The organism is Streptomyces sp. NPDC048416, from assembly GCF_043200435.1.
Taxonomy (GTDB): Bacteria; Actinomycetota; Actinomycetes; order Streptomycetales; family Streptomycetaceae; genus Streptomyces.
On sequence record NZ_JBICXU010000004.1, the window covers coordinates 148,332 to 163,224 of the forward strand.

The 14,893-nt window shown below is 70.7% G+C and carries 14 protein-coding genes; 2 read left to right on the plus strand and 12 right to left on the minus strand.

Annotated features, from left to right (window positions below; translation table 11 throughout):
• Positions 1 to 180: 180 nt before the first annotated feature.
• From smc to ACGFW5_RS07265, 3 genes are all read right to left on the minus strand, one after another.
• Positions 181 to 3,738 carry a chromosome segregation protein SMC gene (gene smc / locus ACGFW5_RS07255; protein WP_393833197.1) on the minus strand — a complete coding sequence of 1,186 codons (3,558 nt, stop codon included), beginning with the start codon at positions 3,736 to 3,738 and terminating at the stop codon, positions 181 to 183.
• 241 nt (positions 3,739 to 3,979) lie between these two features.
• Positions 3,980 to 4,198: a hypothetical protein gene (locus ACGFW5_RS07260; RefSeq protein ID WP_053727915.1), complete on the minus strand. Its 219-nt coding sequence runs from the start codon at positions 4,196 to 4,198 to the stop codon at positions 3,980 to 3,982.
• 379 nt (positions 4,199 to 4,577) lie between these two features.
• Positions 4,578 to 4,871, minus strand: a complete 294-nt coding sequence (locus tag ACGFW5_RS07265; protein WP_393833198.1) for an acylphosphatase — start codon at positions 4,869 to 4,871, stop codon at positions 4,578 to 4,580.
• A 195-nt stretch (positions 4,872 to 5,066) separates the two neighbouring features.
• Here ACGFW5_RS07265 and ACGFW5_RS07270 point away from each other — a divergent pair, with 195 nt between their 5' ends.
• On the plus strand, positions 5,067 to 6,014 hold the full coding sequence (locus tag ACGFW5_RS07270) for a CAP domain-containing protein (RefSeq protein ID WP_393833199.1): 948 nt from the start codon (positions 5,067 to 5,069) through the stop codon (positions 6,012 to 6,014).
• 157 nt (positions 6,015 to 6,171) lie between these two features.
• Here the strand turns inward: ACGFW5_RS07270 and ACGFW5_RS07275 are convergent, their stop codons facing one another.
• Positions 6,172 to 6,762 carry a flavodoxin family protein gene (locus ACGFW5_RS07275; protein ID WP_393833200.1) on the minus strand — a complete coding sequence of 197 codons (591 nt, stop codon included), beginning with the start codon at positions 6,760 to 6,762 and terminating at the stop codon, positions 6,172 to 6,174.
• Positions 6,763 to 6,922: 160 nt separating this feature from the next.
• On the opposite strand from ACGFW5_RS07275, the gene ACGFW5_RS07280 reads away from it, so the two are divergent.
• Entirely contained in the window at positions 6,923 to 7,357 is a 435-nt protein-coding gene (locus ACGFW5_RS07280; RefSeq protein ID WP_393833201.1) for a winged helix-turn-helix transcriptional regulator, read from the plus strand.
• Here ACGFW5_RS07280 and mutM read toward each other — a convergent pair.
• From mutM to recG, 8 genes are all read right to left on the minus strand, one after another.
• The gene (mutM, locus tag ACGFW5_RS07285; RefSeq protein ID WP_393833202.1) at positions 7,330 to 8,199 is read right to left on the minus strand and encodes a bifunctional DNA-formamidopyrimidine glycosylase/DNA-(apurinic or apyrimidinic site) lyase; all 870 of its coding nucleotides are present in this window, start codon (positions 8,197 to 8,199) and stop codon (positions 7,330 to 7,332) included. The two genes, ACGFW5_RS07280 and mutM, sit on opposite strands and share 28 nt — an antisense overlap.
• A gap of 173 nt (positions 8,200 to 8,372) precedes the next feature.
• The gene (gene rnc / locus ACGFW5_RS07290; protein WP_393833203.1) at positions 8,373 to 9,182 is read right to left on the minus strand and encodes a ribonuclease III; all 810 of its coding nucleotides are present in this window, start codon (positions 9,180 to 9,182) and stop codon (positions 8,373 to 8,375) included.
• 19 nt (positions 9,183 to 9,201) lie between these two features.
• Positions 9,202 to 9,375, minus strand: coding sequence for a 50S ribosomal protein L32 (gene rpmF / locus ACGFW5_RS07295; protein WP_007493396.1), 174 nt, complete (start codon positions 9,373 to 9,375; stop codon positions 9,202 to 9,204).
• Between the two features lie 2 nt (positions 9,376 to 9,377).
• Positions 9,378 to 10,025: a YceD family protein gene (locus tag ACGFW5_RS07300; RefSeq protein WP_393833394.1), complete on the minus strand. Its 648-nt coding sequence runs from the start codon at positions 10,023 to 10,025 to the stop codon at positions 9,378 to 9,380.
• Positions 10,026 to 10,210: 185 nt separating this feature from the next.
• Complete coding sequence (locus ACGFW5_RS07305) at positions 10,211 to 11,344, minus strand: ATP synthase F0 subunit B (RefSeq protein ID WP_393833204.1); 1,134 nt, start codon at positions 11,342 to 11,344, stop codon at positions 10,211 to 10,213.
• 96 nt (positions 11,345 to 11,440) lie between these two features.
• Positions 11,441 to 11,920, minus strand: coding sequence for a pantetheine-phosphate adenylyltransferase (gene coaD, locus ACGFW5_RS07310; protein ID WP_393833395.1), 480 nt, complete (start codon positions 11,918 to 11,920; stop codon positions 11,441 to 11,443).
• 26 nt (positions 11,921 to 11,946) lie between these two features.
• Positions 11,947 to 12,543 carry a 16S rRNA (guanine(966)-N(2))-methyltransferase RsmD gene (gene rsmD, locus ACGFW5_RS07315; RefSeq protein ID WP_393833205.1) on the minus strand — a complete coding sequence of 199 codons (597 nt, stop codon included), beginning with the start codon at positions 12,541 to 12,543 and terminating at the stop codon, positions 11,947 to 11,949.
• Positions 12,544 to 12,626: 83 nt separating this feature from the next.
• Positions 12,627 to 14,840, minus strand: a complete 2,214-nt coding sequence (gene recG / locus ACGFW5_RS07320; protein ID WP_393833206.1) for an ATP-dependent DNA helicase RecG — start codon at positions 14,838 to 14,840, stop codon at positions 12,627 to 12,629.
• Between the last annotated feature and the right edge of the window lie 53 nt (positions 14,841 to 14,893).

Genomic DNA, 14,893 nt, shown 5'->3' on the forward strand with positions numbered 1-14,893 from the left:
AGTGGTGCACAACTTCCCGTCACCCACCACTTGAAGGTAAAAGCAACGTTGCAGAGACTATGCCTTCAAGTTTCGAAGTCAATACCTGTTCGGTTGTGAATTTGCAGGCATGACTCGCCGGGTCACGTTCAAGACTTGAACAGGTGGCTTGTGGTCGACGATCGCTGGGACAGGCCCGGTTCAGCGGAGCCGCTGGCTGATGACCTTGGAGACGCCGTCGCCCTGCATGGAGACGCCGTACAGCGCGTCGGCCACCTCCATGGTCCGTTTCTGGTGCGTGATCACGATCAGCTGCGAGGACTCCTGGAGCTCCTGCATGATCCGGATCAGCCGCTGGAGGTTGGTGTCGTCGAGGGCGGCCTCGACCTCGTCCATCACATAGAACGGGCTGGGCCTGGCCTTGAAGATGGCGACCAGCAGCGCCACCGCGGTCAGCGATCGCTCGCCGCCCGAGAGCAGCGACAGCCGCTTGACCTTCTTGCCCGGCGGACGTGCCTCGACGTCGATCCCGGTGGTGAGCATGTTGCCGGGATCGGTCAGGATCAGCCGGCCCTCGCCGCCCGGGAAGAGCCGCGAGAAGACACCCTCGAACTCCTTCGCCGTGTCGCGGTAGGCCTCGGTGAAGACCTGCTCCACCCGCTCGTCGACCTCCTTCACGACTTGAAGGAGGTCGGTCCGGGTCTTCTTGAGGTCTGCCAGCTGCTCGGAAAGGAACTGGTGGCGCTCCTCCAGGGCCGCGAACTCCTCAAGGGCGAGCGGGTTGACCTTTCCGAGCTGCTGGTACGCCCGTTCGGCTGCCTTGAGCCGCTTCTCCTGCTCGGCACGCACGTACGGGACCGGCTGGTTGCGCGGGTGCGTCGGGTCATCCGGCAGTTCCTCTCCCTCGGCGGGCGGGGAGGGGGCCACCGGCCGACCGGGCCCGTACTCGGCCACGAGCCCGGCCGGCTCGACCCCCAGCTCCTCCAGCGCCCTGGTCTCCAGCTGCTCGATGCGCAGCCGCTTCTCTGCTCCTAGTACCTCGCCGCGGTGAACTGAATCAGTGAGTTTGTCGAGCTCCGCCTTCAGGTCCCGGCCGGCGCCGCGGGCCGCGGTCAGCTCCTGCTCGCGCGCGGCCTTCGCGGACTCGGCGTCGGCCCGCTCCCGCTCGGCCCGCACCAGCGAGACCTCGACGTGGGCGAGCAGGGTGCGGGCGCCCGACGCGACGGCTTCGGCGACGGCCGCCTCGTGCCGCAGCCGGGCGCGCCGCTGCTCGGCCCTGGCCCGCGCCTCGCGTTCGGCGCGGGCCCCGCGGTCCAGGGCTTCGGCCCGCCCGGCGAGCGCCTTGACGCGCTCCTCGTGCGTACGGGCCTGGAGGCGGGCCTCCATTTCGGTCTGGCGGGCGTTGGCGCCGTCGGCGGCGAGCCGGTCCCGTACCGAGGTGTCGGGCTCCTCCTCGACGGGTGTCTCCTCGGCGACGAGGAGCCGTTCCGCCAGCTCCTCGGCCTCTTCGGTGGCCTTCTCCAGGGCGTCCTGGGCACGGGCGGCGGCCGCCGCGGTCCGCTCGGCCTCACCGGCCGCGCCGCGGGCCTGGCCTGCGAGGCGCCCGAGCTGCTGGGCGACGGATGACCGCGCCTTCTCGGCGTCCCGCCTGCGCTCCGCCAACTCCTCGACAGCGGCGGCCAGTTGACCGCGCCGCTCCGCCGCGGTCTGCTGCGCCCCGGCCAGCTCCTCACACCGTACGGCCAGGTCGGCGAGCTCGGCGGCGGCCTCGTCGACGGCGGCCTGTACCTCAAGGAGGCTGGGCGCGCCCGCCGAGCCGCCGTGCGCGAAGTGGGCGCCGAGCACATCGCCCTCGGCGGTGACGGCGGTCAGCGTGGGCCGCGCGTAGACCAGGTCCTCGGCGTCCTCCAGGGTGGCGACCACCACCACGTCGCGCAGCATCCTGCGTACGGCGGGCATCAGTTCGGCGGGGCCGCGCACCAGGTCGGCGGCGCGCTGCGGTCCGTCGCCGCGCGCGGGCGGCGCGTTGTGGTCCTCGGGGGCGCCGCTCACCAGCAGCGTGGCGCGACCCGCGTCCTGTTTGCGCAGCATCCGGATGGCCTCGGCGGCCGCGGAGGGCCCGCTGACCGCGAGGGCGTCGGCGGCGGCCCCGAGGGCGGCGGCCACCGGCACCTCATGGCCCTGGGTCACGGTGAGCAGTTCGGCGGCGGGGCCCAGCAGCCCGGTCAGCGCGTCGCGGGCGCCGAGCAGTGCGCCGGTGCCGTCCTTGCGGCGCAGGCCGAGGGCGAGGGCGTCGTGCCGGGCGGCGACGGCGGCGCGTTCGCGTTCGGCGGCGGTGGCCTCCTCGCGGGCGGCGCCGAGCGCGGCTTCGGCGCCGGCGAGCTCGCGCTTGGCGGCGTCGTGGGCGTCGGCGAGCTCGCTGTCGTCGGCTTCGAGGCCGTCGACTTCGGCCTTGAGCTGTTCGTACTCCGCCTGGGCGAGGGCCGCCCGCTCTCCCGCTTCGTCGCGCGCCGCGGCGAGGCGGTCGATCTCGGCCTGCGCGGAACCCGCCCTGCTCCGCGCCGCGTTGACCTGGCCGTGCAGCCGCGCCAGGCCCTCGCGCCGGTCGGCGACGGCGCGGGCGACATCCTTCAAACGCCGTTCTTCGGCGGCGAGTTCCCGTTCGAGGTCGGCGCGGTGGGCGCTGGTGTCCTCAAGGGCGTGTTCGGCGGCTTCCAGGGCGGCTTCGAGCTCCGCCTCCTGTTCGCGGATCCGGGCGGCCTCCCGCTCCATGTCCTCCGGCTCGCGTCCGCGCCGCTCCTCTGGGGGCTGGGCGCTCGCGCTGGTGACCCGGGCGTCGGCGAGCGAGACAGTGCCACGCACCCGCTCGGCGAGCTGGGACAGTTCGTACCAGGTCTGCTGGGCGCGCTGGAGCCGCGGCGCCAACTGCCGCACCGATTCTTCGAGGTGGGCCTCGCGGGCGAGCGCCGCCTTGAGGTCCGCATCCGCGCTCTCCTTGCGGCGCAGCAGCTCGGCCTCGTCGGCGATCTCGGCGCTCAGCGTCTCCCGCATCCGTACGAGGTCGTCGGCGAGCAGTCGCAGCCGGGCATCGCGCAGGTCGGCCTGGATGACGGCGGCGCGACGGGCGACGGCGGCCTGGCGGCCCAGTGGTTTGAGCTGGCGGCGCAGTTCGTCGGTGAGGTCCTGGACGCGGGCGAGGTTGGCCTTCATCGCGTCCAGCTTGCGCAGCGCCTTCTCCTTGCGCTTGCGGTGCTTGAGGACGCCCGCGGCCTCCTCGATGAAGGCGCGCCGCCCCATCGGGTCGGCGTGCAGGACGGAGTCGAGCCGGCCCTGGCCGACGATCACGTGCATCTCGCGGCCGATGCCGGAGTCGGAGAGCAGTTCCTGGATGTCGAGGAGCCGGCAGGTGTCGCCGTTGATCTGGTATTCGCTGCCGCCGTTGCGGAACATGATCCGCGTGATGGTGACTTCGGCGTATTCGATGGGCAGGGCGCCGTCGGAATTGTCGATGGTGAGGGAGACTTCGGCGCGGCCGAGCGGCGGGCGGCCGGTCGTTCCGGCGAAGATGACGTCCTCCATCTTTCCGCCGCGCAGCGACTTGGCGCCCTGCTCACCCATCACCCAGCTCAGCGCGTCCACGACATTGGACTTGCCGGATCCGTTGGGGCCCACCACGCAGGTGATGCCCGGTTCGAACTTGAGGGTGGTCGCGGATGCGAAGGATTTGAATCCGCGCAGGGTGAGGGCCTTGAGGTGCACGCCGCCGGACTCTACCTTTCGCTGTCGGTTTCGCCCAGGAAGGTGCAGGGCAGATCAGACCGTGAGAGAAAGGCGGCCGGCCCGGAGGCCACCGGAGGCGAAGAACTCAGTGACGCCGGGGACACCGGGGGATACCGGGGGAAAGAAAGAAGGGACGCCGAAGCGTCCCTTGCAATACATTGCAGGTCTTGCGGATCTCTCGATCTCGACGAGAGTGACGGAAGCCTCTCTCACCTCAGGATCAGGTGAGTGCGGGCTCCGCCTGCGGGACGTCGATGTCGATGCCTTCGAGCAGCGAATCTCCGCGGTGCGAAGCGGCGGCAGCGGACAGCACGTCGTTCTCGGACTGAATCCGGTTGAGCTCGGACTCAAGGTCCTGGACGCGCTGCTGGAGCCGTCGCATCTCGGCGAGGAGTCGCGGGTCGGAACCGCCGACGTAACCGAGAAGCGCCTTTGCCATGATGGATGGTCCTCCACACTGAGTGACCGACCGAAGCGGTGTGGGTCGTGAGGGAATCGCACCCGCGGTGCTTGGACTTGACTGTGGTTCTTCGTGCCAAACAGCTAAGGTGCGCGGGGCTTCCAGAGTCTCACCAAAAAGTTTGACGGTCAACACGATCACGCCCCGTATCCATGGGCAATCCGGGGGCGCGCGGCCGCTGAACGCGGCGTCGCTGCCTCTTCACGGAGCCCTGGGGGCGTGGAGATCATCCTTACTTCCGCAGCCTTCCACGCCGGGCGCGCGTTGGCAACAGGCAGATCGTCCGAGGTCAGCGCCGGGTGCCGGGCCGGACGCGGGGGGTCACCGCGGCCGGCCCCCGCGCGGACGCGCCGCGGGGTCAGCGGATGGCGAAGCCGTCGTAGCCGCCGCGCACTGTGTCCCAGATCTCGGTCACCCCGTCGACGCGGCCCGGTGTGTCGGCGGAGCGGAGCCAGTCGAGCAGACGGTGGCAATTCTCACGCGGCCCCTCGGCGACGATCTGGACGCGCCCGTCGTCCAGATTGAGGGCGAACCCACTGATGCCGCCGATCTCCAGAGCATGTGCCCTGGTGAACCAGCGGAAGCCGACTTGTTGCACTTGCCCGCGCACCCAGGCCGTGACGCGGACAGCGTCGTGCGCATCTTCGTTCATACGTGCACGCTAACGGGCCAATTGCTCACGCGGCACTTCGCCCCCATGCGTCATGGCGTACAGTCGCGACGAAATGAGCCTCACCCGTATGGGTTAGTGCCCATTTGATCATTTCGAGGCCGGTCAAGGCCCTTGGGCAATGCGGCCAGGGCATTGTCCACGGCCTGTTCATTGGCATTGAGGAAGGCACAGCAGATGGGACGCCATCGTCGCTCCGCCGCCGAACCCGCGCCCGCAGATTTCACGGCGGGTACGGACGGCAGGTCCCGGGGTGGAGCACGCCGGAAGAAGCGGCTGATCGTGCCGGTGCGCACCGGACTGCTCGGCGTCTCCGCCGCGGTGGCCGTGGGCGCGGTGGCCGTCAGCTCGGGTCTGCTGCCGGGCGGCGGCACGTACAAGGTGGGCGGCGACATCTCGGCGGGCGGTCAGGCCCGGGCGAGCATCACGCCCAATGTGCGGCCGCAGGGCGGCGAGTCGGAGAAGCCCACCGGTGCGGCGCCCACGCCCTCGGATTCGGCCAAGGCCGCGCACGCGCCGTCGACCGCCCCCTCCCCCAGCACTTCGGCCACTCCGTCGACCCCGCCCTCGGCCCCGCCGTCCGCTTCGGCCCCGCGGAAGAAGGCGCAGGCCCCGGCCCCGGCCGTCGTCCCCTCGAAGCCGGCCTCCGCGCCGGCGGCGCCGCCGAGCGCTCCGCAGAGCATCCTCCCCTCGCAGCGCGTCCAGGCGCCGAGCGCCCAGGCGCCGAGCGCCCAGGTGCCGAGCGCCGAGGTGTCGGCCGCCGCGACCGTGATGTCCCTGGTCAACCAGCAGCGCGCGCAGGTGGGTTGCAGCGCCGTGACGGCGGACCCGTCGCTCGGCTCGCTGGCGACCGCCTTCAGCGACGACATGGCGGCCCGCGGGTTCTTCGACCACACCGACCCGGACGGCCGGTCGCCGTGGGACCGGGCCGGCAGGGCCGGCGTCCAGGGTCTGGGCGGCGAGAACATCGCCCGCGGCCAGGCCGACGCCAAGGCCGTGATGGACGCCTGGATGAGCAGCCCCGGCCACCGTGCGAACATCCTCAACTGCTCGTACAAATCCCTGGGCGTCGGAGTGCACTTCGGCCCCGGTGGCCCCTGGTGGACACAGGACTTCGGTTACTGATCAGTGGTCCGCGCGGTGTCGTGCGGACGCGTTCCGCTCGTGTCGTGAGCGCGCGAAGTGAGCGGGCGCGAAGTGAGCGCACGGAAGAGCCCCTGCCTGACAGAAGGCGGGGGCTCTTTCGGCTGCGTCACCAGGAGCGCGACGAGCGGCCTGCGGGTCAGGCGTTCGCGGCGGCGCGGCCGGCGGCGAAGATCCGGGCGGTCTCGGCGATGCGGCGCCCCAGGTGCTCGGCGGTAGCCACATCCGCCTTGTGGACACCCTCGGGGCCCTGGTCGGTGTTGCTCTGGGCGCCGACGCCCCCGAAGAAGCCGAGCCGGTTGAGGTCGTACTCGGAGGCCGTGCTGGTGTTCCAGCCCGGCTTGAGGCCGAGATTCACCCAGTGCATGCCGTGCTGGGCGGCGAGGGTCTGGAAGAACTGGAGGGTGTGGCCCTTGTCGCCGCTCTTGGAGCCGGAGTTGGTGAAGCCCGCCGCGAGCTTGTCCTGCCAGGCGTCTGTGAACCAGCGCTTGGACGTGGCCTCGGCGAACTGGTGGAAGGCGCCCGAAGCGGTGCCCATGTAGGTGGGCGAGCCGAAGACGATGGCGTCGGACGCGTCGAGCAGCGCCCACTCGGCCTCGGCCATGGTGTCGACCGTGATGACGTGGACGGTGGCTCCGGACTCGGCGGCGCCCGCGCGGACGGCTTCGGCCAGGACGGCGGTGTGGCCGTATCCGGAGTGGTGGGCGATCGAGACGACGGGAGTGATCACGGCGGAAATCCCCTTGAGGGTGAGGAGAAGCGGCGGGACGGACGCGAGGCCGGGGGCCGGTTCCGCGGCGGCTGCCCGCTGCGGCGCTGCACCTAGGTAAGCACTAACTTTTGGTTAGCGCAACCCTGAATGGGGCGCTGCGGGCGAGTATGCTGGCTGCATGGATGAGACCTCTGTCGTCGCGGAGCGCGTGGCCGGACCGTGCGCCGAAGGCACCCCCGGTGCGGACCTGGCGTTCAACGTGTTCGCCAAGTCCTGCCCCTCGCGGCGCACGCTGGAAGACGTCACCGGCCGCTGGGGCAGCCTCACCCTGGGCGCCCTGTACGAGGGGAGCTTCCGCTTCAACGAACTGCGCCGCAGGGTCGACGGGGTCAGCGAGAAGATGCTCTCCCAGACGCTGCACTCACTGGAGCGCGACGGCCTCGTGCTGCGCGAGGCACAGCCCACCAACCCGCCGCGGGTCGACTACGAGCTGACCCCGCTGGGCCGCGAGGTGGCCGAGCGGCTGCTGTCGCTCATCCACTTCGTGGAGGGCGAGATGCCCGCGGTGCTCGCGGCGCAGCAGCGCTACGACGTGACGCGCGGAGCCCTCTGACACTTCGGGCAGAAGTAGCTCGACCTGTTCATCCAGGCCCGCCTGCGCATCGCCGTCCCGCAGCGCCTGCACGGCTCGCCCTCGCGGCCGTACGCGTCGAGGGAGCGCTCGAAGTAGCCGGACTCGCCGTTCACGTTGACGTAGAGGCTGTCGAAGCTGGTGCCGCCGACGGCGAGCGCCGCGTTCATCACGTCCCGTGCGTGGCCCAGGAGTTCGGCCGCCTTGGGGCGGTTCAGGGTCGCGGTCGGCCGGTCGTAGTGCAGCCGCGCGCGCCACAGGGCCTCGTCGGCGTAGATGTTGCCGACCCCGCTGATGAGCGATTGGTCGAGCAGTGCCCGCTTGACCGTGGTGCGCCGCAGTCGCAGCGCCACGAAGAAGGCCTCGTCGTCGAAGGCGGGGTCCAGCGGGTCACGGGCGATGTGCGCGATGACGTCCGGAAGACCGTCCGTGCCGCCGGCGGCGGTGTCGTGCAGCGAGAGCCCGCCGAAGGTGCGCTGGTCGACGAAGCGCAGTTCGGTGCCGAGGTCGTCCTGGAACCTCACCCGGATCCGCAGGTGCTTCTCGTCCGGAGCGCTCTCGGGCTGCACGAGGAGCTGACCGCTCATCCCGAGGTGCCCCAGTACGGACGCGTCGGTGTCGGCCAGCGGCAGCCACAGGTACTTGCCGCGCCGCTGCGCGACGCCGAACCGGTGCCCCTTGAGCCGCGCCGCGAAATCGTCGCCCCCGGCGAGGTGGCGGCGTACGGCGCGGGGATGCAGCACCTCGACGTCCGCGACGGTGCGCCCGGCCACCCAGCGTTCAAGACCGCGCCGGACGACTTCGACTTCGGGCAGCTCAGGCATGCGCGCAGATTACCCCGCAGCCGATGGGCGCCCGCGCCGGACCCCGGGCGGGCCGGCATGGGCCGCCACAGGCGGACCTGGGCCGACACGCGCCGGCACGCGCCGACGCAGAACGCGGAAAAGCCCCCGCCCGGGCACCGAAGTGCGCCGGGCGGGGGTTCGAAGGAAAGGGCTCAGGCCGCCGAATCACCGGCGGCGGGGGTCGGCGACCCGCCGTCGGTCACGGCGACGGGGGCCTCGGCCACCGCCTTGGCCCGCTCGTCGGCGTCGGCCCGGATGGACCGCCATGCCGACTCCGCGGCCTGCTGCTCCGCTTCCTTCTTGCTGCGGCCGGTGCCGGTGCCGTACGAGACACCACCGACGCGGGCGGCAGCAGTGAAGGTCTTCTCGTGGTCAGGACCGGTTTCGGAGACCAGGTACTCGGGAACGCCGAGCCCTTCGGCCGCCGTGAGCTCCTGGAGACTGGTCTTCCAGTCCAGGCCGGCCCCGAGGTTCGAGGACTTCTCGATCAGGGGGTCGAACAGCTTGTGGACGAGCGCGGACGCCGCCTCAAGACCCTGGTCGAGATAGACCGCGCCGATCACCGCTTCAAGGGTGTCGGCGAGGATGGATGCCTTGTCCCGGCCGCCCGTGCCCTCTTCGCCCCGGCCGAGCCGGATGAAGGAGCCGAGTTCGAGCCCTCGGCCCACCTCCGCGAGCGCACGAGAGTTGACCACCGCGGCCCGGAGCTTGGCCAGCTGGCCTTCCGGGAGGTCGGGGTGGGTGCGGTACAGCGTGTCGGTGACGACCAGACCGAGCACCGAGTCCCCGAGGAACTCCAGCCGCTCATTGGTCGGCAGACCGCCGTTCTCGTACGCGTACGAACGGTGGGTGAGCGCACGCACCAGAAGGGCGGACTCAAGTTGATACCCGAGCCGCCCTTCCAGAAGCGTGTGGGACGAGGCCGTGTTGTTGTCCGCCTTTTTGGCGTTGGACTCAGACATCGGGCCTCTCACCAGCCGCTCAGACCTCGAGGACCTGGCGCTTGTTGTAGGTGCCGCAGCTCGGGCACGCGATGTGCTGGAGCTTCGGCTCATGGCAGCGCTCGCACGCAACCAGGGTGGGGACCGCAGCCTTCCACTGCGACCGGCGGTGGCGCGTGTTGCTGCGCGACATCTTCCGCTTCGGAACAGCCACGGCTACTTCTCCTGCTTCTCGGCGGCATCCTGCACGTCAGACGCAGTGCCGCTCATGTTGTCCTTCTCGCCGTCCTGGATGGTCCCGGCGAGTCCCTGCAATGCCGCCCAACGAATGTCGACGGCGTCATGGTGGTGTTCCGGGTCGTCCGCCAGGCGCGCTCCGCATTCGGAACACAGCCCCGGGCAGTCCTCCCGGCACACCGGCTGCATCGGCAGTGCGAGCACCACCGCGTCACGCAGCAAAGGCTCAAGGTCGAACATGCCGTCCTCAAGCGGAATCATGTCCTCGTCGTCCTCGGCATCGTCGTCCGCGGCTGCCTTGTGGCGGCCCCGGTCGTCGGTGTCGGGGTACGAGAACATTTCCTGGAAGTCCACTTCAACATCCTGCTGAAGCGGCTCCAGACACCTTACGCACTCCCCGTCGGCCGATGCACGGGCGGTGCCTGTGACAAGCACCCCTTCCATGACCGACTCCAGGCGGAGCTCGATGTCCACGGGCCTGCCCTCGGGCACGTGGATGACCTCGGGGATCCCGAGTTCCTTCGGGGCCTCCACGGTGCGGGAGAGCCGCTGGAGCGCACCGGGACGCCGTCCCAGCTCGTGTGTGTCGAACACGAGGGGATTGCGGTGGTCGAGGCGCGTGCTCAGGGCTCTTCCTGCTTTCGAGATCGTGGGGTGGCTGCCACCGGCTTCGCTGAGCGAATCGGGCAGCTTGGATCGCGGACGTACGCGCGACCGAAGAGCCAGGATACTGGACCGGCCGCCATAGACCCAATCCGGCCCTCTTCGCCCCTCGGCCCCGCCGCTCGCGGGGCGCCCGGGGCCGCTGAGCGTCAGGGCCGGTTGTGCCCGTGGCCCTGTTCGTAGGCACGCAGCTGGTCCAGGTCGATCATGCTGGTGTCGAAGAGGCTGGTCTCGTCGAGCGCGGCCTGCTGCGGCTGGTGCGAAGGCTGGTGCTGGGGCTGCGCGCCGTAGTGCCCGGCGTCGGCCGCCCCGGTGGAGCCGGTGCCCGCGCCGGAGTAGTGCTGCTGGCTCTGGTCGTAGGCGTACGGATCCTGTTGGGCGTACCCGTACTGCGCGTACTGCTCCTGCTGCTGGGCCTGCGACGGGTAGCCGTACGGGTCCTGCTGCGGCTGCTGGTAGCCGTAGGGGTCGTACAGCGGGGGCTGCTGCTGGGCCGGGATGTGCGCCTCGACGGCGTGCGCGGCGACCGGTGCGGGCTCGGCGGGCGCGGGCTCGGCCGGGCCGGCGAGACCGGCCAGGTAGTCCGCGTCGCTGGTGTGCTGGTGCAGATCCCCGGCGGCGTCCTGCGCGGCCATGTGGGCGCCGAGGTCGTCGGTGGCGATGCGGCCGTGCAGCTTCTGGCGGCCGCGGCCGACCGCGTCGAGCGTCTTGGCGAGCACCGCCTCGAAGGCGCCCAGCTTGGCGTCGACGTACTCGTCCGCGCGGTGGATCAGCGTCTGCGGGTCCGCGCTGTACTCGGGGGCGTCCTCGTCGGCGCGGCCCTGCTCGTCCAGGCCCGGGCCGCGGCCGAGCAGCTTCTCGCGGCCCCGGTCGACCGAGCCGATGGTCTTCGTGAGGACGACCTCGAAGTTCGCCAGCTTGGAGTCGACGTAGTCGTCGGCCTCGGCGCGGATCTCCTCGGCGTCCCTGCGGGCCTCGTCCAGGATCCGGTCCGCCTCGTCCTGGGACTGGCGGGCGACGGCGGTGTCGGAGATCAGCGTGCCGCGCTGGGCGTGCGCGGACTCGATGATCCGCTCGGCCTCCTGGCGGGCCTGCTCGACCATCTGCTCGCGGCCGCCGATCAGCTCCTGGGCCTGGGCTAGCGAGTCGGGCAGGGCCTGGCGCACCTCTTCCAGCATCGCCAGGAGCTCCGCGCGGTTGATCACGCACGAGGCCGACATGGGCATGGACCGGGCGCTGCCGACCGCCTCGACGATCTCGTCGAGCTTCTTCTGCACGTCCACCGGTGATCGCCACTCTTCTAACGGATTGGAGACGGACGGGACGACTGTAAGGCCAGTCGGCGCCCGCCCGACACCGGGTGACGGCCTGTCAGATGCTCACGTCCGGGCGAGCCGGGCGACCAGGGCCTCGTGGACGGTGGCCGGTAGCAGATGAGAGACGTCTCCGCCCCAGGTCGCGACCTCCTTGACCAGCGAGGACGACAGGAAGCTGTACGTCGGGTTGGTGGGCACGAACAGGGTCTCCACGCCGGAGAGGCCGTTGTTCATCTGGGCCATCTGCAACTCGTAGTCGAAGTCGCTGACGGCCCGGAGGCCCTTGACGATCGCGGGGATGTCCCGCTGTTTGCAGAAGTCGACGAGCAGGCCGTGGAAGGACTCGACCTCCACGTTGCCGAAGTCGGCCGTCACCTCGCGGATCATGTCGATCCGCTCCTCGACGGTGAACAGGCCCTTCTTCGACTGATTGATCATCACCGCGACATGTACGACGTCGTACAGACGGGAGGCGCGGGCGATGATGTCGAGGTGTCCGTTGGTGATGGGGTCAAAGGACCCCGGACAGACGGCGCGGCGCATCTGATGTCCCTCGCTCTCCGGTCCGGTCATGGGGTGTCTCGCGGTGCGTCTTCGCACGTGGAGGCGGCGCGACCGTACCAAAGCGTTCCTTCGCCGTAACGACGGGCCCGCAGTGCTTCGAATCCTTCGGGCCAGCCGAATTCCCCGCCTCGTGTGCTGCGCTCCACGGTGACGAGGCAGTCCGCTTCGAGCCAGCCCCCGCGGCGGAGTGTGAGCAGGATCTCGCGGAGATCGTCATCGGTCACGGCGTAGGGAGGGTCGAGGAACACCACGTCGTAGGGGTCGGCGGGCGCCGGGCCTGTGACGATCTGTTCCGCTTTGCCGGTACGCACCTCGGCGCCGGGGAGCTTCAATGCGGCCACGTTGTCGCGGACGGTGCGCGCGGCGCGGGCGTCGGCCTCGACGAGCAGGGCGTGGGCGGCGCCCCGGGAGAGCGCTTCCAGGCCCACGGCTCCTGAGCCCGCGTACAGATCGGCGATCCGGATGCCGTCGAGCGAGCCGAGCAGCGACTCCCAGGTGGAGAAAAGCCCCTCGCGCGCCCGGTCGGACGTGGGGCGGGTGCCGGTGCCCGGCGGTACGGCGAGGCGGCGGCCACCGGCCCGGCCGGCGATCACGCGGGTCATCTCAGTCCTTGTCCATGGCCAGGGGGTTCATGAGGTTCATGAAATGTATGAGGTTCATGCGTCGGATGTGCTCCCCCAGTCTCTCAGCCCTTGTCGAGGTACTGCTCGCGGTCCTTGTCGAGCAGGGCGTCCAGGGCGGTGCGCAGCGCGGGATGGCCCGCCAGCTCCGGGTCGGCGGCGACGACCGTGACGGCTTCCTCGCGGGCGGCGGCGATGACGTCCTCGTCCTCGATGACGGTGAGCATCCGCAGTGAGGAGCGCACTCCGGACTGGGCCTGGCCCAGCACATCGCCCTCGCGGCGCTGTTCGAGGTCGATGCGGGAGAGCTCGAAGCCGTCGAGCGTGGACGCGACGGCGTTGAGGCGGGCCCTGGCCGGGCTTGCCTCAGGCATGTCGGTGACGAGCAGGCACAGGCCGGGCGCGGAGCCACGGCCGACGCGGCCGCGCAGCTGGTGGAGCTGGGAGACGCCGAACCGGTCCGCGTCCATGATCACCATCGCGGTGGCGTTCGGCACGTTCACACCGACCTCGATGACGGTCGTGGCGACCAGGACGTCGACCTCGCCGGCGCCGAAGCGGCGCATCACGTCGTCCTTGTCGTCGGGCTGCATCCTGCCGTGCAGGATCTCGGTGCGCAGCCCCTGGAGCGGACCCTTCTTCAGCTGCTCGGCGATCTCGGTCACGGCGAGCGGCGGCCGCTTGTCGGCGGTCTCCGCCTCCTCCGCCTTCTTCTTGCCCTTGGCGGTCTTGGCCTCCTCCTCATCGTCCCCGATGCGCGGGCACACCACGTACGCCTGATGCCCCTTGTCGACCTCCTCGCGCACCCGCTCCCAGGCGCGGGCCAAAAAGTGCGGCTTGTCCTGGGCGGGCACGACATGGCTGGCGATGGGCGAGCGCCCGGCGGGCAGCTGGTCGAGTACGGAGGTCTCCAGGTCGCCGAAGACCGTCATGGCGACCGTGCGCGGGATCGGTGTTGCCGTCATGACGAGCAGGTGCGGGGGCTGTTTGCCCTTGCCGCGCAGGGCGTCGCGCTGCTCGACGCCGAAGCGGTGCTGCTCGTCGACGACCACCAGGCCCAGGTCGTGGAACTGCACCTTGTCCTCGATCAGGGCGTGCGTGCCGATGACCAGGCCCGCCTCGCCGGTGACCAGGTCGAGCAGGGCCTGGCGCCGGGCGGGCATCCCCATGGACCCGGTGAGCAGCACGACCTTGGTGCCGAGCTCGGCGCCGCCGAGCAGGCCGCCCTCGGCGAGCTCCCCCATCATCTCGGTGATCGAGCGGTGGTGCTGCTGGGCCAGGACCTCGGTGGGCGCGAGCATCGCGGCCTGGCCGCCCGCGTCGACCACGGCGAGCATGGCGCGCAGCGCGACCATCGTCTTTCCGGAGCCGACCTCGCCCTGGAGCAGGCGGTGCATCGGATGCTCGGTCGCCAGGTCGTCGAAGATCTCCTCGGAGACCTTCTCCTGCCCTTCGGTCAGAGTGAAGGGCAGCTTGGCGTCGAAGGCGTCGAGCAGGCCGCCGGGCACGGGTCGCCTTGCTGCGGCGGGGAGTTGGCCGTCCGCGTGCCGTCGGCGGGCGAGCGCCACCTGGAGGACGAACGCCTCGTCCCACTTCAGACGCCGGCGCGCGTCCTCGATGTCGGCCTTCGTATGTGGCCGGTGGACCTTGAGCAGCGCTTCGGGCAGGGGGACGAAGCCGCGCCCCTCGCGCAGGGTCTCGGGCAGCGGGTCGACGGCCTCCTGGGCGCTGGGCAGGACCGCGTCGACCGCCTTGGCGATCTTCCAGGACTCCAGGCCCTTGCAGGCCGGGTAGATCGGGATGAGGGCGCCGGCCCACGAGTCGATGTCGACCGTGTCGTCCGCCTCGGCCGCGTCCGCGCCCAGCTTCGCGTATGTGGGGTGGGCGAGCTGCATGCGCCGGTTGAACATCGACACCTTGCCGGCGAACATCGCGCGGCTGCCGGGCAGCAGTTCCTTGTGCGGCTTGTGGATGCCGCGTCCGAAGAACACCAATTGGAGCCGGCCGCTGCCGTCGGTGATGGTGATCTCCAGGCGCTGGCCGCGCCCTCCGTTGAAGGTGTGCACCCGGGCGTCGGCGACCTGGGCGACGACCGTCACGTCCTCGTCCAGCGGCAGCTCGGCCAGCTTGGTGAGCTGGCCGCGCTCCTCGTAGCGCCGCGGGTAGTGGTGCAGGAGGTCGCCGACCGTGTGCAGGTCGAGGTGCTCGGCCATCACCTTCGCGGTGGGTCCGCCGAGCAGCTTCTTCAGTGGTTCTTCGAGCGCAGGCACGCGATCCATTGCACACCACCGCACTGACAGTGCGCCAAAACCTGTGGACAACCGCGGGTCAC